This window comes from Hymenobacter volaticus, from assembly GCF_022921055.1.
Classification (GTDB): domain Bacteria; phylum Bacteroidota; class Bacteroidia; order Cytophagales; family Hymenobacteraceae; genus Hymenobacter; species Hymenobacter volaticus.
Genome location: NZ_CP095064.1, coordinates 71,349 through 84,727, shown reverse-complemented (window position 1 = coordinate 84,727; position 13,379 = coordinate 71,349). Strand labels below are relative to the sequence as shown.

Sequence of the window (13,379 nt, the reverse complement as noted above, 5' to 3'; positions counted from 1 at the left end):
GCGCGGGGCATGACCCGCGCCAGTTAGTCTTTCGCGGAAACAGCGCCCCTCCGGGTAGCCGTCGCGGGGTCAGGGGTCACTGGAGCTGCAGGGGCACGGATTTGCTGCGGCCATGCGCGTCGCGCAGGCGGGCGGTGTACCAGCCGGCGGGCAGTTGCGCCACGTCCACACTGCCCGCCGCGGCCTCGAGCGTGTGCGTGGCCACGGCTTGTCCTAGGGCGTTAAGCAAGGTCAGCTGCAGCGGGAAAGCGGCCCCCGAAGCTTGCAGGTGCAGCCGGCCCTGGGCGGGGTTGGGGTAGAGGTTGACCTGCGTTAGCGTGGCCGCGCGGGTGGCCAGTACGGTTGTGTTCCAGAACACCTTCACTCTGCCCCCGTCGATGACGGCAATGTCGGGGTGGCCGTCCTGGTTGAAGTCGGCTACTTCCATGGCGGTGCGATTGCCGGTGCCAATGGGCAACACCAACGGGGTGGCCTCGAACTGCCCGTTGCCCAGGTTACGCTGGACGACGACCACCGAATTCTGCGGCGCCGCGTTACTGATGCACAGGCCCGCCAGGTCCGGGCGACCATCCTGGTCGAAATCTGCTATCCGCGGCAGGGAAACCGGACGGGAAACTGAGCCTGAAAAAGGCACGGCTTGCGGATTCGCGAAGAGGCCGTTGGCGGCTTGGTAGGTTACGCGAAAGCCGTTGCTGGCCGCTTCGATCAAATCAGGCAATGCGTCGGCGTCGAGCTGGGCCAGCATAAACGCGTTGCCGTTATCGGGCAGGTCCGGCGCTGGCGCCAGCCCGGTGGGCGTATTAAGAAATACGTTGTGGTGGGCACCCGTCGGACAGGGCCGGCGCCCCGGGATACAGACGGCCGTGGTAATCAAATCCAGGAAGCCGTCGGCGTTGACGTCATACGCCAGGGTTTGATTCAAGCCGTCTCCGCCGCCGAGGTAAGGGGCGGCGGCGCCCGTTAACTGACCGGTGGTTGCGGTGCTAACGGAGGAATTAAACAAAGTCATCACCGGACCAAGTCCGGCCCCAAGGGAGCCAAAAGGGGCTACTATATCGGCCAGACCATCCCGGTTGAAATCAGCGGCGAGGAATTCCCAGCTGACAGGAGAGTTGTGTACGTTTAGGGTAACGACCCCGGAGAAAGTACCGTTGCCGGAGTTCACCAGGAGCCGGATGTTACCCCCAGCGGAGGAGCTGGCCAGGAGGTCGGGCGTGCCGTCCCCGTTGATATCGGCGCACCGAAGGCGGGAGTTGCTGCTGTTAAGGCTGTAGGCAGCTAGTTGGAAGTTGCCCGCGCCGGTCGCCAGCAGGACCTCGGTACCGGTTTGGTTGACGGTGGCGATGTCCGGCCGGCCGTCGGAGTTGAAATCGGCGACAACTAAATCGTAGGCTAGGCCAGCATTGCCAGGTAGTGTGGCGGCCTGAAATGTAAGGGCCTGGCCCATCGTGACGTGGGTTAAGCCCAGCAGCAGGGAACAAGCGAACAGGGGTTTCATAAAGAATAGGGAGGGATAGGGTAAGAACTAAGACAACAAAAAAGTAAACAGGTCGAAGAACCAAGAAAATAATGGCAGTTCCAACCGCTCCCCCGCTGTGTTCCAGGTAGTGCGCGCGCGGTTGTGGTCGTGAGCGCCCCCGGACTAAGTGCCCGCACTTGTTAAGCTGCTTCAAGGGCCTTGATAACCAGCGGAAAAGGGCAGAAAACCCGAAAGAAGAGCACCCGAGGGCCAGGGAAACAATTGACCTCGGGGCTATCCAGCCAGGTAGCTAATGCCCCGGGCTGGCTACCCCTCCCTCAACGAAAAGGAATTGGTTTCTCGCCGTCGGAAAAAACGATCGGTGCAGCTTCGGAACAGGTCTTGTCCGGATAGCGCACGGAAAACCAAAGCGCTGTTTGGTGTTTGTTGCCGCCAAAGGAAGCGATGACCTCCCCTTGCTGTATTGGTTGGCCCGGTCGCACGACCACGCTGTTGTGGGCGATATTCTCGTAGCAACTGTAGGTGCCATCGTGGTGATAAATAATAACGCGGTTGAAATTCCTAATGCGCCGACTATGCTGCTTGTTGTCGCGCACCAAGGCCACAATGCCGCCGCGAACGGCAACCACGGGAGTGGCGGCGGGAAGCGCGAACGTATAGACGTGCTGCTTGGGGTTTGGCGTGGGCCGGATCGTATCGAGGGGCGTTTTAAAAGGCAAGGGAAAGATCAGGTTACCCGGATCCGGCGACTGTCCGGTATACATGCCCAAATCAAAGTGACACTTGTAGTAGAAGTGGTAGCCGGGCCGCTCGGGGGTTAACACGGCCAGCACCTGCGGCTTATCCCTGGGAAACAAGACCAGGCGGGCGGGTAGCGCCAAGCTGCTGTGCATATGGGTTAGCCTGGCCGTTAAGGCCACAGACATCGGCACAAAATTGTGGTTCTCCCCTAAGATGGTAAAACTGCCGTCCGGATTGTCGACATGATAAACTTTAAGCGGAATCATCTGCGCGCAAGCAGGCGCCGGCAACCCGAAAAGCAGGCTGCAGTATAAAGCAAGCACTAAAGATTTGATCATAAATAATTTGCACCAAACGTAGAATACAAATGTAAATTCAGCACTCAGCTAATAAAAACTGGCGCGTGAATCAAATAGTCGTAGTAGTATCAGCAGGGCGTTGCGGCGGCAAGAACGCGATAAGAACGGCGCAAGCCAGGGTTAACCGCACTAAAGCTCGTCCTTCTATTGCCGTTACGGCTCGGCGGCTGCGCCCGCCGGCCGTACTGCTTGATAGACATTACGCCAGATACATCCCTAGCTGTCACCGCCTGCTTTTATAATAAGGTGATGCGCTTTACAACCCGGCCGGCCGGCGTTTCGATGACCGCTATGTACAGGCCGGCGCGGTAGGAAGTCAACAGCACAGTTAGCTCGTCGGCCGCCGCTGATGGTACCGCCTCAGTGGCAATCAAGCGGCCTAGCGTATCATAGATCCGCACCTGCTCCACCACAAACTGGGCGTGATGCCAGCTGATGGTAACCTTCTCGCGGGTAGGGTTGGGGAAAATTGTAACCGCCTCGCCTGCCGGTAAGATGGTGACGTGAAACACGGCGCTGGATTGCCCCCGGCCGCCGGCACCCGCCGCGGTCAAAACGCCCGTGCGCCCCCCCGGGGCACTTCTATCTCCGCGCTCGTGGCCGTAGCTCGTAAGATGCGGGCGGCTACCCCGCCTAGCACAATCGTGTCCTGGAGCCCTTCCTCTCGGAAGTTGCGCCCGGTGAGGGTGACCGGGGTCCCAACTGGTCCCTGCGTGGGGCTAAAGCTCGTAACAACCGGCGCGGGAATAATGTGCAGGCTCGTGGCCGTGGTGGCCTGCCCCCCGGGCGTCTGCACCTGGATAACGCCGGACTGCGCGGCCGGCGGCACTTGCACGAGTAAGCGCGTTGCCGAGGCCTGTAGCACTTGGCCCGTTTGCCCCCCCCAAAAGTCACCCCGTTGCGCGAAGCAGCCTCGGCGAAGTTGCTTCCCGTCAAGGTGACGGCGCCGCCGGTACGGGCCCGGCCCGGCAGGGTGCTGGTGATGGCCGGCGGATACCAGACCATGAAGGGCTGCGCGCTTTCCCCCGGCCCGCCCAAGGTTTGCACGCGGATAATGCCGCGGGTGGCGCCCGCCGGTACTTCCACTTGCAAGCTGGTGGGCGTCGCCTGCAGCACCCGGGCCGGTATGCCGTTGAAGGTAACCGTATCCTGGGCGGGGAAAACCGAGAAGTGCAGGCCGGTTAAAGTTACCACCGAACCCGGTTGGCCCTCGCCCGGGGTAACGCTAGTGAGAGTAGGGGGTTGGAATACGGTGAAATCAATTGGGCGAGTCCCCCCATCCGCCGTCGTCAAGGTAACCGGGCCGGTAGCAGCCCCAACCGGTACCCGTACCGTGAGGGTCGTATCGGTCGCACTTTGCACGACGGCCACGACGCCGTTGAAGGCGACGCGGTTACCCGTGGGGGCGGGCGAGAAATGGTGGCCCGTAAGCGTCACCACGGTCCCGAAACGGCCCTGGGTTGGCGCCAGGGAGCTGATGGTGGGCGAAGCCAGCACCGCCGGATACTGAAGGGCCACGGCCGGTTCCACGCTCAGCGGCATATCGTAGATGCGGTTGGTCGTCGTGTCGGTCCGGACGGCTTCGTTGTAATCAAAGAATATATCGGCGAAGTTGTCGATGCGCGTACGGGCGGGCAAGGCCGCTTTGGGCTTGACGCTGAACTGCACAAAGCCCTGGCTGCCCACCGGATTGTGGGCGCTATCCGGCAGCAGGATGTTGTCGAACGTGAACGTGAGCACCGGGCGCTGACGGCCCGATACGGTCAGGTGGTACGGGTGCGATACGGCGCCCACCTGCAGCGTGCTCAGATCCAACTCGGCGGCCAGCGTATCGACCAATGCGACGCGGTACGCCACGTCGTTGCCGGTGTTCTGGAACCGGATCTGATAGCGCAGCGCGGTGGTGGTGGGCGTGTAGCGCTGCGCCGTGCGCCCCTGCGGTACTACTTGCTTGTCGTTGGGATCATACGAGTCGAGAATCGGCTGACAGTCTTCCGCTATTTCCGGCTGCGGGTCACTCGGCGGCATGGCCAGCATGGCCGCGCTCGGCATCGTACTGGTGCGCAATGCGGGCACTTCCACGGTTGCACTCGCAATCAACCCGGCAGGATGGTTGGTTGGCTGGTCCACCTCGACCCGCCCGACCGGCCGGGTGGCGGTCCAGCGCAAAACCAGACTGTCACCCGCGGCCAGGGATACGTTACGGATCATCGCCAGCTGCGCATCCTGATAGATGCGGAGCGCCAGACTATCCGTGGTAGCCCCGCTGCCGCGGTTGCTGACGGCGAAGCGCACCTGGCGGCCGCCCACTACCTGGCCCGTGACGGCCAGGGACGCCCGGTTCCAACCCGCGGGCGCCGGGTTAGCGTTAACGGGGCGGATCCAGGCGCGGGTGCACACGGTCCGCCCGCGGATGGCCGGATCGCCGCATACCACCGAGTCTTGGATAATGATCGTGCCGCGCTGGCTAGGCGCCAGCGCCCCCACCTCAAATACGTAGTGGCCCGCCGCGTCCACGGTGTGCGGCACGTCGGCCCTTACGAAAACCACCTCCGGCGGCAATGCGACCGTCACGGTGGCAGCCGAGGCGGCCGCAAAGCCGGTGTTGGCGTAGCTTACCGCCGTGGTATTGCGGAAACAGCGCCGCCGCCGGTTGGCAGCAACACTCACCGTCAGATAAGGAGTTGTGCTGACTTGATTGCCAAAATCCGGGCCGCTGACCGCATTGCCGTACGAGTGGAAAGCAACCGTCGGCGGGCCGGAGCACAGCTGCTGCACCAGCCGGCCGGCCGCCGGCGCGGGCAGCAGCTGCCGCACGGTGTAAGTGCCCGTATCCACGGCGAGCGAGTAATTGCCGTTTTCATCGGTAAGACCGTAAGTAGTGCCCGGCTCGGTCGTCACAATCATGTTCGGCAGCGCCGGCTCGTTGGCTTGCTGCGCGCAATCGTTGTTCAGATCCTGGAATACCTTGCCGCTGATCAGATTCTCGGGGGCTCGGGTAGTGGGCCCATAAAACCGCAGCACACTGTGCGACGCCATGGCACAGGTCAGGCGGGTACCGCTCTGATTAATAGTTATGAGGTTAGCTCCTCCGACCAGCTTTTGCTGCCGCGTGCTAGTGCCCTCAAACAGGGTGATATAGTCGTTTCTCCCCACGCTGGCATATACGTTGCCGGCCCCGTCCACGGCTAAGCCCGCGTCTCCCGGGGACAGCGAAGGGGATCCTTGAAAAGAAGGAGGAAACACCGAGAGGAACTCGCGCAGCACTTGCCCGCCGGGACTAAACTTTTGCACGCGGTTGCCGGCCCCGTCCGCTACGTAGATGTTGCCACGGTAATCCAGCACCACCCCGCGGGGCGCGTAGAACTGCCCGGGACCAGGGCCGCCGCCACTACCCGCCGCCCCGATCATCTGCAGCAGCCGTCCTTGCGCCGTGTACTTACGGACTCCGCTCCAATAATCGAGCACGTAGAGGTTGCCGCTAGCATCCACGGCAAGATCCGTGGGCATGTACCCGTTGGGGTTGGTCTGCGGATCAGGCAAGTCAGTTTTACTGATGAACCGGCCCTCGGAGTTAAATTTCTGGACTCGCTGAGGAAAGAAATACCCTTCCAGCCCATACACATTGCCCTGTAAGTCGAGGGCAAAGCTAGTTAGCACCCTGAATTGGCCATCCGCCTGACCAGGCCCGCCAATGGTAGCAAGTTGCTGCCCGGCGGGGTTGATCTTAACAATACGCGTCGAGTTGGAGTCGATGTAATAGAGGTTGCCCGCCTCGTCTTGCCGCATGCGGTTGCCAAATCGCCCCTCATTTCTCCACTCGTTAAGCAAAGCCCCACTGGCGCTCAGCTTGCGGATGGAGCTGATGCTTTGGTCCCGGTCGATGGCATCAATCACGTACACATTTCCGGGTCCATCCAAAGCCAAGGCCACGTGCGTACCAATAAAGGCGCCGCTGCCTGCGCCGAAAGCCCCTAGATGTACGCCCTGGGCATTGTAGCGCTGCACGGCACTGAGCTGCGAACTAACTACGTAGAGGTTGTTGGCCGCGTCGATTTCAAGCCCTACCGTTTGGTCAACCCTTGTTGCCCCGGGGATGCTTAACGATAGGGTGCTAATCAGTTGCCCGGTGGCGCTTAGCTTGATGGCCGTATAGTTTTTATTCAGCACGTACACGCTGCCGTCGGGAGCAAGCTTTACGTCGGCGGGCTGCGCCAGGGCTAGCGTTCCGCCGGGGGCGTACACCCACTGCACCTGCCCATTGACATCGAGTTTTTGCAGGCGGTTGTTTCCCGTATCGGCCACGTAGAGGTTACCGGCCGCATCTACCGCTAGGCCTTCGGGCTGCTGAAACTGGCCCGGCGCCGTGCCAGCGCTGCCAATTTGCGTCAGCGAGTCGCCGTTCGCGCTGTACTTGCGCACAAAGGACTGGGCCCGGTTCACAACCCAGATGTTGCTTTGCCCATCCAACGCCAGGGATCGGTAATCGGGCGTGCGGGTAGTGGAACGGAGTGGGATGGTTTGCAAGTAGCGCCCCGTTGCATTGAGCTTTACCAATCCCCCGCGGTCCAGTACGTGCAGAACACCGGCTGCGCTCACTTGAATGGCCTGCGGGAAGTCCACCGGCGTGCCAAGCATTCGGTCGAGCTGAAGGTTTTGCAGCTGGGCGGAAACTGAAGTACCGGTGACCAACAAACAGAAGATAATTAATAGCGTTCCTGGATGAAGCTTCCAATGCAATCTATAATTTATTTTATATCTCGCATGCACTTCATGCTTGCATATACTTGGCACGAAGACTGAAAAAAGTAAGAGTATAAGCATAGATAAGAATAATGTACCAGGGCAATATCTAAAGCTAGCCGCAATATAAATCAAATAAGGGGCCATTTTACGGGCCTAACAAAGTAATCTAATATTATTTCTGTTGTCTTTTACCGACCAATTTCAGCGGGCAACTACTTCGAATTCAATTATAATAAATCCAATAATTTACTATATCTCTACTTGCCCTCGCTTTGTATTAGTTGCCGTAGCAGGCATATTGATGCGGATGCCGACTGGGCCCGGACCTAATTTCATATTAGCCTTGCGCGGTCCGCCGTAGCCCACGAGCCTAGACTTCGCCTAGCCACAGACTGCTGGCTCCAGTCGCGCGCAGATCATTTACTCTCGGCTAAGGCCCGATCGTTCACTTTGGTTACTTAGATGTTTCAACGAAGCGAACGATATAAATGAGGCGTGAGTCTTTCGCCGCTCTCTCGGCTCGGCTTAATGGCTCAATCGACAGTTCTCCTTTGCGGTTGAAGTGCAATTCGACGGTATCCTCCCCCAAAACAAGCCGGTTATTTGCCAGCAGTCGATAAGGCTCCACTTCGACGTGCTCCTCCAGCTTAAACTTAAAAGTAAAGGCAGTAGAGTCAATTGTTAGGTGAACTAAACTATCGGCGCTTATCCAATAGGGCCTCAGCGGGTGGGTAACAGACATCTCATCAGGCTCAGCCTGCCGACATCCTATTAGCCCGATGGCTAGCAGCACCAAATGGAACCGGATGCTCCTTTTACGAAGTAAATAGCGTATCATATGGTAAAAGTGGGTTGCCAAAGAGAATATTGCCGCTGCAGTACTTGGGACAATGCCTGAAAAGCTGGTAAACAGCAGAAGGGATAAGTTAGACGCTGTGCTTTGAAGGCACCATTTGTAAATCATCGGGTTCTGGCTTGCAACCTTTAGGGCCTCGCAGATCTCCTGCTAGAGAACTCCTAACGCACTCAGATGAAAATTTCTAGCTTCCCCATTTTAACTGGTCTGCTTGTAGGCTGGAGCGTAACCGCGTGCACGGATGAGGCGGTAACACCACAGGAAGAACCAGCGGCATCACCAAGGGAGTTTTTTGTGTTAGCCAGCAAGGACGGCCAGCGCTGGGACACGTGGGGAACGGGTATCTACTCGCAAGCAAAAGGTGAATTTTATGTGTCTGGCTCAGATACAACTTTCGGCGTATTGATCAGAAAAAGCTTAACTATTGCCTTCTCTTTACCGAAGGGGCAGCCTCTGTCCTCGGCGCAGGCTTTACCTGCACAATGGCTGGAAGTAGTAGGCGGCGACATTATAAATGACAGGTACAGTACGGCTGGTCCGACGAGTTTGCCCAGTATCCGAATTACCGGACTTGATACGGTGCAGAAGATCGTCGAAGGACGCTTTGAAGCCACCCTGCGCCGAGATAAACATTTCACGGATAAGGCAGAGGAAATGCGGTATACCAAGGGCTCCTTCCGAGTCCGCTACCAGGTAAGCGCATTTTAATAGTAGCTAACCGTACTGAACAAAAGTCTTGGTGTAGTTGCACAATGAAGCTTTTTCGGGCTGCGCAGTGTACCCTGCTTTTCAATCTACACGAGGTAAGATGCCTTCCCAGCGTTACTGGGCACTTCTCTTAGGTACCGGGATAGCTAATGCATAATGAGGTGGTCTAGTTTGGCTAATTAACATTAGGCCCTAAACTGCAGCTGGTCAAGCCAACTATAGTTAGCACGTATTCCGTCCGGTTAAATATAATGCTGGGTATAAGCGGGGTTGCGCCATCATAGTAAATTCCAGCTCCTTGCTTGTCCTGCGCTGAACTCTACTTTTTCAATTTTGTATGCCCTGGTGCCGGTTTCGTTTAGCTTCGCTGTTCGGTTTACTTGGTACGGCGCTCGTTAGCCGCGCCCAAGCACCGTCCCCTCTGCACTCGTTCTTTCAACAGCACTTTGACAGCACCCTGGTTTATCAGAGCAGCTCCCACCAAAATGCATCCCCGAACTACTTGATTCTGGCCAAGCACCAGAACCGGCTTGCCTTCTTCACTTATACCAGTCCCTACCGGGATGTGCTCGGGCATTACTACCCGGGTCCGCTAGTCCAGAAATTCGGGCAAGAGGATTCGCGCTTCCGGGCTACGGTTCCCGATACGAATCGCTACTTGCTGCCCAAACGCATCGCAGAAGAGACCCTTCGGCCTAGCTGGTACAGCCTGGTCCCGCCTCAGTTATGGGCCATTCCGGGGGATGAGCAAGCGCGGAGCGCTACTGGGGCCTGTATGAGCGAGGACGGCGAGGAAATCACCCTCTACCTCATTGACAAGAAGGCGATCCGGGCAGCGCGTTTTTATGCGCCCACGTTCTATGAAGTGTGCGTAGGCAAAGACGCCGGCCGGCAACAAGTAATTCAACTCCGTAACACCTTACAGCAGCTTCTGCAAAGCGTGCACTAGCTGGACTCGAGCAAGCTGACGCAGCCTTACTCATTTTACAAACCTACCCTCGAAATGCCGGTTGGGCCCCGTAACGTTCCTTGAACGAGGGTGGGTGTTGCAGAAGTACCTGCTTGTAAGCTACTCGTACCAGGGGATGCGGGGCCACAAGCACTTCTCCGACAAAGTCATCACGCAGTTCCGATTATCGGAGCGCGTTCCACACCACAATCTCTACCGCCGACTGCGCGAGTTACTGAACTGGGACGTTCTCTCCCAGCAGACACGGGCCGTGTACAGCCACGGCGGATGGAATGTAAATGAAGCTCCACCGCGCCTTCCAAGTTGATTGTCGGGCCTGCCTATTCAAGGCCTCTTGGGTTCCCAAGGCCGACTACAAGCAACTCATGCGCTCCGCTTTCGACGACGCGTATCGACGGGCGTGCCACCGCCAACGCAGCCCGCAGGCCCAGGACTTGCGCCGGATCCTACTGCGCACGATTAAACCCGTGTTTGGCAGCTTACGGCCGTAGTATGGCTTGCGACGAGTCGGCATGAAGGGCCCCTTGCTCTACCTCAATGACGTTCGGCGTGCTTGTTTGACAAAGACTTTAGGGCCGTTGCCGCTCCCGTTCCGACAACTGAGCCCCCGGCTCTATTCTGCAGCGAAGCCGGGCTGCGCTCGTAGTTGAGGGAGCCGCTCGAGCGGCGCAAGAGCCGGGGAGGGGGTGCGCCGGCCACTTCCCGCGCTCAGGGCAACAGATAGCTCAGGCGCAGTTGAGCCCTCGCGTTGCGTGGCTTATACCGCCGCTGCCGCGCCAGGTACTATTCAAGGCCTCACTGAGCGCACCTCTACCCGAAGCGGTACCCCACGGCCCCCGTCAGCGCCCCTTGCCAGCGCTGGTAATACGAGGCGTCGGTGTTTGGGTTTTCATCCAACGGATGCAACGTCCCGTTACTGGTATATTGCTCGCGCTCGGCGGCTACATAATTTACCTGCGGCCCGGCCAGCACAAAAAAGTGGTGGCTCGTCACGCCCACGAGCACGGGCAGGGAGAGGTAGGACGTGCGCGGCCGGGCTTTGTAGTTGGTTTCCGGATGCGAGAGCCGGTAGCCTTGCTGATTGAAGAGCAGTTCGGTTTGCCCGAACAGGTGCCCTTGCGGGGTGAAGGGAACTTGGGCCAGCAGGCCCCTGCAAGCCCAACCAGCGGTTGTACCTTCGGCTGTTGGGCAATACCCCGGCCCACGATAGTGGTAGCGTGCCGCCCCCACTCACGCCGAACCGAATAGGCGAAGGGGATTGGGCCTGGCTCAGCACGGGCAGCAGCGGCAGGCAGGAAACGAGCAACGAATACTTCCTACGAGAACATAGATAGGTAATATAAGCGAAGCCAACTAAGGGAGGGGGGATTCAACAACCGCCCCGACGATCTACTCAGCGGTAGAACCTAGGCCTGTGCGGGAGGAGCGTAAGCACCCGTCGGCCAACGTGCTTTGGCGAGTAGAGGCAAAGAGATTACCGGCGGCCGAAGGTATAGCGCAGGCCCAAGGCTCCCGCCTGCGTCACATCGCGTAAGCCCTGCAGATTGGTACTCACCATCCCATCGGCCACGGCCTCCAGATGCGAGGTGAGCCGATAGCGCACGCTCGCACCGGCTGTGAGATAGACGTCTGTCGTGCGCGAATGATTGTCGTAGCTGCCAAAGCCCCCGGGCGCATTACCATCGGGGTAGGAACCCGTGCCGTCAAACGTGTAGTGATGCACCGTGAAGCCGCCGAGCCCGTCGACCTGCAACCGATGCGAGGCCGTGCGCGTGAAGGTGTAGCGCGCCAGCGCGGCCAGCGAAGTAGAGCGGTTGGCGTAGGTCTGCGAGTAAGGAAGCGCCGGGCCGCTGGTTTGCGGCACCAGCCCCGCATGAGACCCTTTTGTGGCCGCAGACACCCCGCTCAGCTGCAGCGCGAGGCGGGGGCGCAGGTGGTAGCCGAGGGTGAGCTGTAGCGGGTGGGTAGATGGGAACCCATAGCGGCTGCCCCAGTACTCATGGTCGCTGGTGTAGGCCCCCACTCCCACATAAAAGCGATAAGCGGGTGCCCCCTCAGCGGGGACCGCAGTCGATTGCGCGCAACTCAACAGGGGGGTACCCACCAACAGGGTGCAGAAGGCAACGTGACGATTTAGCATACTTAGTAAAGAGAAAGGATAAAGTAATTTTACCGTAGAAACACAGACAAGGGGAAGAAACCAAAAAGCCTCGCATCGTTGCATACCAGCCAAAATATAAAGCAGCGAGGAGCAGATAGCACAAATGCTTAAATCAAAAAAATGCCGGATCTGCACCAGGCAGCACAAAGACGACCTAGTACTTTCTCGTGGCCAGCCCGATAACGAGTAGTAGGTTGACTAGTCGTTTTTTGACTTTAGTTGTAGTTAAGCGAAGGGGAAAGAAAACATACAAGCGTCTTACTCCGCTGGTTTAGTTTCTCGTAATTGACTGGCAGCCCACTGAGTTCTTGTAAAATAGAAAAGCATCTATTAAATTAAATAAGGCAGAGGAGTAGCCATTACTCTGCTATACACTTGGTAAGTGTCACACTACAGGTATACCCTGCTGGGCGCATGTGTTGAGCAGTGTTAGGTAACTGGTAAACTAGGTTAATACTTTCTATACTAATACTTATTATTTTCAACTAACCTCAATAACATAACCATGGCTCAACAACTACTTTCCGCAACAGCCACTTTGCAAACAAGAATAACTGTTGCTGTGATTCTTGTTTTAACAATACTGTCTCTTAGCTCCACTTACGGCCAGTCTGTTATTTCCGGCAAAGGCAGAGTTGTCTCGGTTCGCAGTTTTAATTTAAAACCAGGGGTAGATTCTTTGGAATTTGAACAACATATAAAGAAAGAATTAAACCCTTCCTTAGAAGCTATTCTGCCTGGATTGCAAATTTTTATTGCTAAAGGAAACAGAGGAAAAAGGCCAATTGGCAATTATGCGTACATTATTATTTATGATTCCTATAATTCTCGAGATAAATTATTCCCGCTTACGGGTTTAGCTCCTGATATTTCGGCAATTGTAAAAAAAGCACATAAGGGAATTGAAGCAACAGCAAATAAGTATATTGAAGGGGGCTTTCAATGGTGGATGAAGCTGGAATCTTATAAAGATTATGCAGAAATTCGCTAATCATTTGTGCGATACATGATCTTGATTTGACAACAGGTGCAGTCAGGTAGAGAGTGCATGTAAATTATCAGTTGCTTAGCAGGGACCTGGACCTTTTCAAAAGGCCCACTTAAAAGGTGCTCAAGGGGCAAAAGGCCAGCACCTACTAGCTTTTCAAGCTGAACAATAAATCGCTAGCTGGTCGCAGGTGGGGGCTGAAAAAAGGGTCTGTTGCCCGAGGCAGCAGACCCTTTTTCGCTTTTCGGCATTAGCCCGTGCCAGGACGCGCCCCTACTTTCGGGCGGACGGTTCAAAACAGTGACCCTTCTGCTGCAGCAAGATCTACTCTCTCGTCGGGCGCTTCTTCCGAGGGGCCAGTGCGTGTCGG

The 13,379-nt window shown here is 57.3% G+C and carries 12 protein-coding genes and 1 pseudogene; 5 read left to right on the top strand and 8 right to left on the bottom strand.

All coding sequences use genetic code 11. The features are described from left to right. Positions 1-76: 76 nt before the first annotated feature. The 6 genes and pseudogenes from MUN86_RS25940 to MUN86_RS25915 all read right to left on the bottom strand — a co-directional run bounded on the left by MUN86_RS25940 (position 77) and on the right by MUN86_RS25915 (position 8,164). Positions 77-1,498, bottom strand: coding sequence for a T9SS type A sorting domain-containing protein (locus tag MUN86_RS25940; RefSeq protein ID WP_245126910.1), 1,422 nt, complete (start codon positions 1,496-1,498; stop codon positions 77-79). A 299-nt stretch (positions 1,499-1,797) separates the two neighbouring features. Continuing rightward, positions 1,798-2,406 carry a M23 family metallopeptidase gene (locus MUN86_RS25935; protein WP_245126909.1) on the bottom strand — a complete coding sequence of 203 codons (609 nt, stop codon included), beginning with the start codon at positions 2,404-2,406 and terminating at the stop codon, positions 1,798-1,800. Between the two features lie 410 nt (positions 2,407-2,816). Further along, entirely contained in the window at positions 2,817-3,134 is a 318-nt protein-coding gene (locus MUN86_RS25930) for a T9SS type A sorting domain-containing protein (protein WP_245126908.1), read from the bottom strand. Then, positions 3,131-3,376, bottom strand: a complete 246-nt coding sequence (locus MUN86_RS25925; protein WP_245126907.1) for an IPT/TIG domain-containing protein — start codon at positions 3,374-3,376, stop codon at positions 3,131-3,133. Before MUN86_RS25925 ends, MUN86_RS25930 begins: the two co-directional genes overlap by 4 nt. Before the next feature lie 257 nt (positions 3,377-3,633). Next, positions 3,634-7,218: pseudogene (locus MUN86_RS25920) on the bottom strand (DUF7619 domain-containing protein); the annotation flags it as partial. A 562-nt stretch (positions 7,219-7,780) separates the two neighbouring features. Then, the gene (locus MUN86_RS25915; protein ID WP_245126906.1) at positions 7,781-8,164 is read right to left on the bottom strand and encodes a hypothetical protein; all 384 of its coding nucleotides are present in this window, start codon (positions 8,162-8,164) and stop codon (positions 7,781-7,783) included. Positions 8,165-8,356: 192 nt separating this feature from the next. Here MUN86_RS25915 and MUN86_RS25910 point away from each other — a divergent pair, with 192 nt between their 5' ends. The 4 genes from MUN86_RS25910 to MUN86_RS31410 all read left to right on the top strand — a co-directional run bounded on the left by MUN86_RS25910 (position 8,357) and on the right by MUN86_RS31410 (position 10,351). Then, entirely contained in the window at positions 8,357-8,890 is a 534-nt protein-coding gene (locus tag MUN86_RS25910; protein ID WP_245126905.1) for a hypothetical protein, read from the top strand. A gap of 337 nt (positions 8,891-9,227) precedes the next feature. After that, positions 9,228-9,839 carry a hypothetical protein gene (locus tag MUN86_RS25905; protein ID WP_245126904.1) on the top strand — a complete coding sequence of 204 codons (612 nt, stop codon included), beginning with the start codon at positions 9,228-9,230 and terminating at the stop codon, positions 9,837-9,839. Positions 9,840-9,900: 61 nt separating this feature from the next. Next, complete coding sequence (locus tag MUN86_RS25900; protein WP_245126903.1) at positions 9,901-10,167, top strand: hypothetical protein; 267 nt, start codon at positions 9,901-9,903, stop codon at positions 10,165-10,167. Positions 10,168-10,225: 58 nt separating this feature from the next. After that, positions 10,226-10,351: a hypothetical protein gene (locus tag MUN86_RS31410; RefSeq protein WP_280640672.1), complete on the top strand. Its 126-nt coding sequence runs from the start codon at positions 10,226-10,228 to the stop codon at positions 10,349-10,351. A gap of 319 nt (positions 10,352-10,670) precedes the next feature. On the opposite strand, the gene MUN86_RS25895 is transcribed toward MUN86_RS31410, so the two are convergent. Both MUN86_RS25895 and MUN86_RS25890 read right to left on the bottom strand, forming a co-directional pair. After that, positions 10,671-11,090 (bottom strand): outer membrane beta-barrel protein, encoded by a 420-nt coding sequence (locus tag MUN86_RS25895; protein ID WP_245126902.1) that lies wholly within the window; start codon positions 11,088-11,090, stop codon positions 10,671-10,673. Positions 11,091-11,334: 244 nt separating this feature from the next. Beyond that, positions 11,335-12,000, bottom strand: coding sequence for an outer membrane beta-barrel protein (locus tag MUN86_RS25890; RefSeq protein WP_245126901.1), 666 nt, complete (start codon positions 11,998-12,000; stop codon positions 11,335-11,337). A 526-nt stretch (positions 12,001-12,526) separates the two neighbouring features. Here MUN86_RS25890 and MUN86_RS25885 point away from each other — a divergent pair. Beyond that, complete coding sequence (locus MUN86_RS25885; protein WP_245126900.1) at positions 12,527-13,012, top strand: hypothetical protein; 486 nt, start codon at positions 12,527-12,529, stop codon at positions 13,010-13,012. Positions 13,013-13,379 lie beyond the last annotated feature (367 nt).

What these genes read in the sequence shown, in the direction of transcription:
- MUN86_RS31410 (WP_280640672.1), top strand. Translation starts at nt 10,226, where the DNA reads ATGCGCTCCGCTTTCGACGACGCGTATCGACGGGCGTGCCACCGCCAA.
- MUN86_RS25910 (WP_245126905.1), top strand. Translation starts at nt 8,357, where the DNA reads ATGAAAATTTCTAGCTTCCCCATTTTAACTGGTCTGCTTGTAGGCTGG.
- MUN86_RS25940 (WP_245126910.1), bottom strand. Translation starts at nt 1,498, where the DNA reads ATGAAACCCCTGTTCGCTTGTTCCCTGCTGCTGGGCTTAACCCACGTC.
- MUN86_RS25915 (WP_245126906.1), bottom strand. Translation starts at nt 8,164, where the DNA reads ATGATACGCTATTTACTTCGTAAAAGGAGCATCCGGTTCCATTTGGTG.
- MUN86_RS25890 (WP_245126901.1), bottom strand. Translation starts at nt 12,000, where the DNA reads ATGCTAAATCGTCACGTTGCCTTCTGCACCCTGTTGGTGGGTACCCCC.
- MUN86_RS25905 (WP_245126904.1), top strand. Translation starts at nt 9,228, where the DNA reads ATGCCCTGGTGCCGGTTTCGTTTAGCTTCGCTGTTCGGTTTACTTGGT.
- MUN86_RS25935 (WP_245126909.1), bottom strand. Translation starts at nt 2,406, where the DNA reads ATGTCTGTGGCCTTAACGGCCAGGCTAACCCATATGCACAGCAGCTTG.
- MUN86_RS25885 (WP_245126900.1), top strand. Translation starts at nt 12,527, where the DNA reads ATGGCTCAACAACTACTTTCCGCAACAGCCACTTTGCAAACAAGAATA.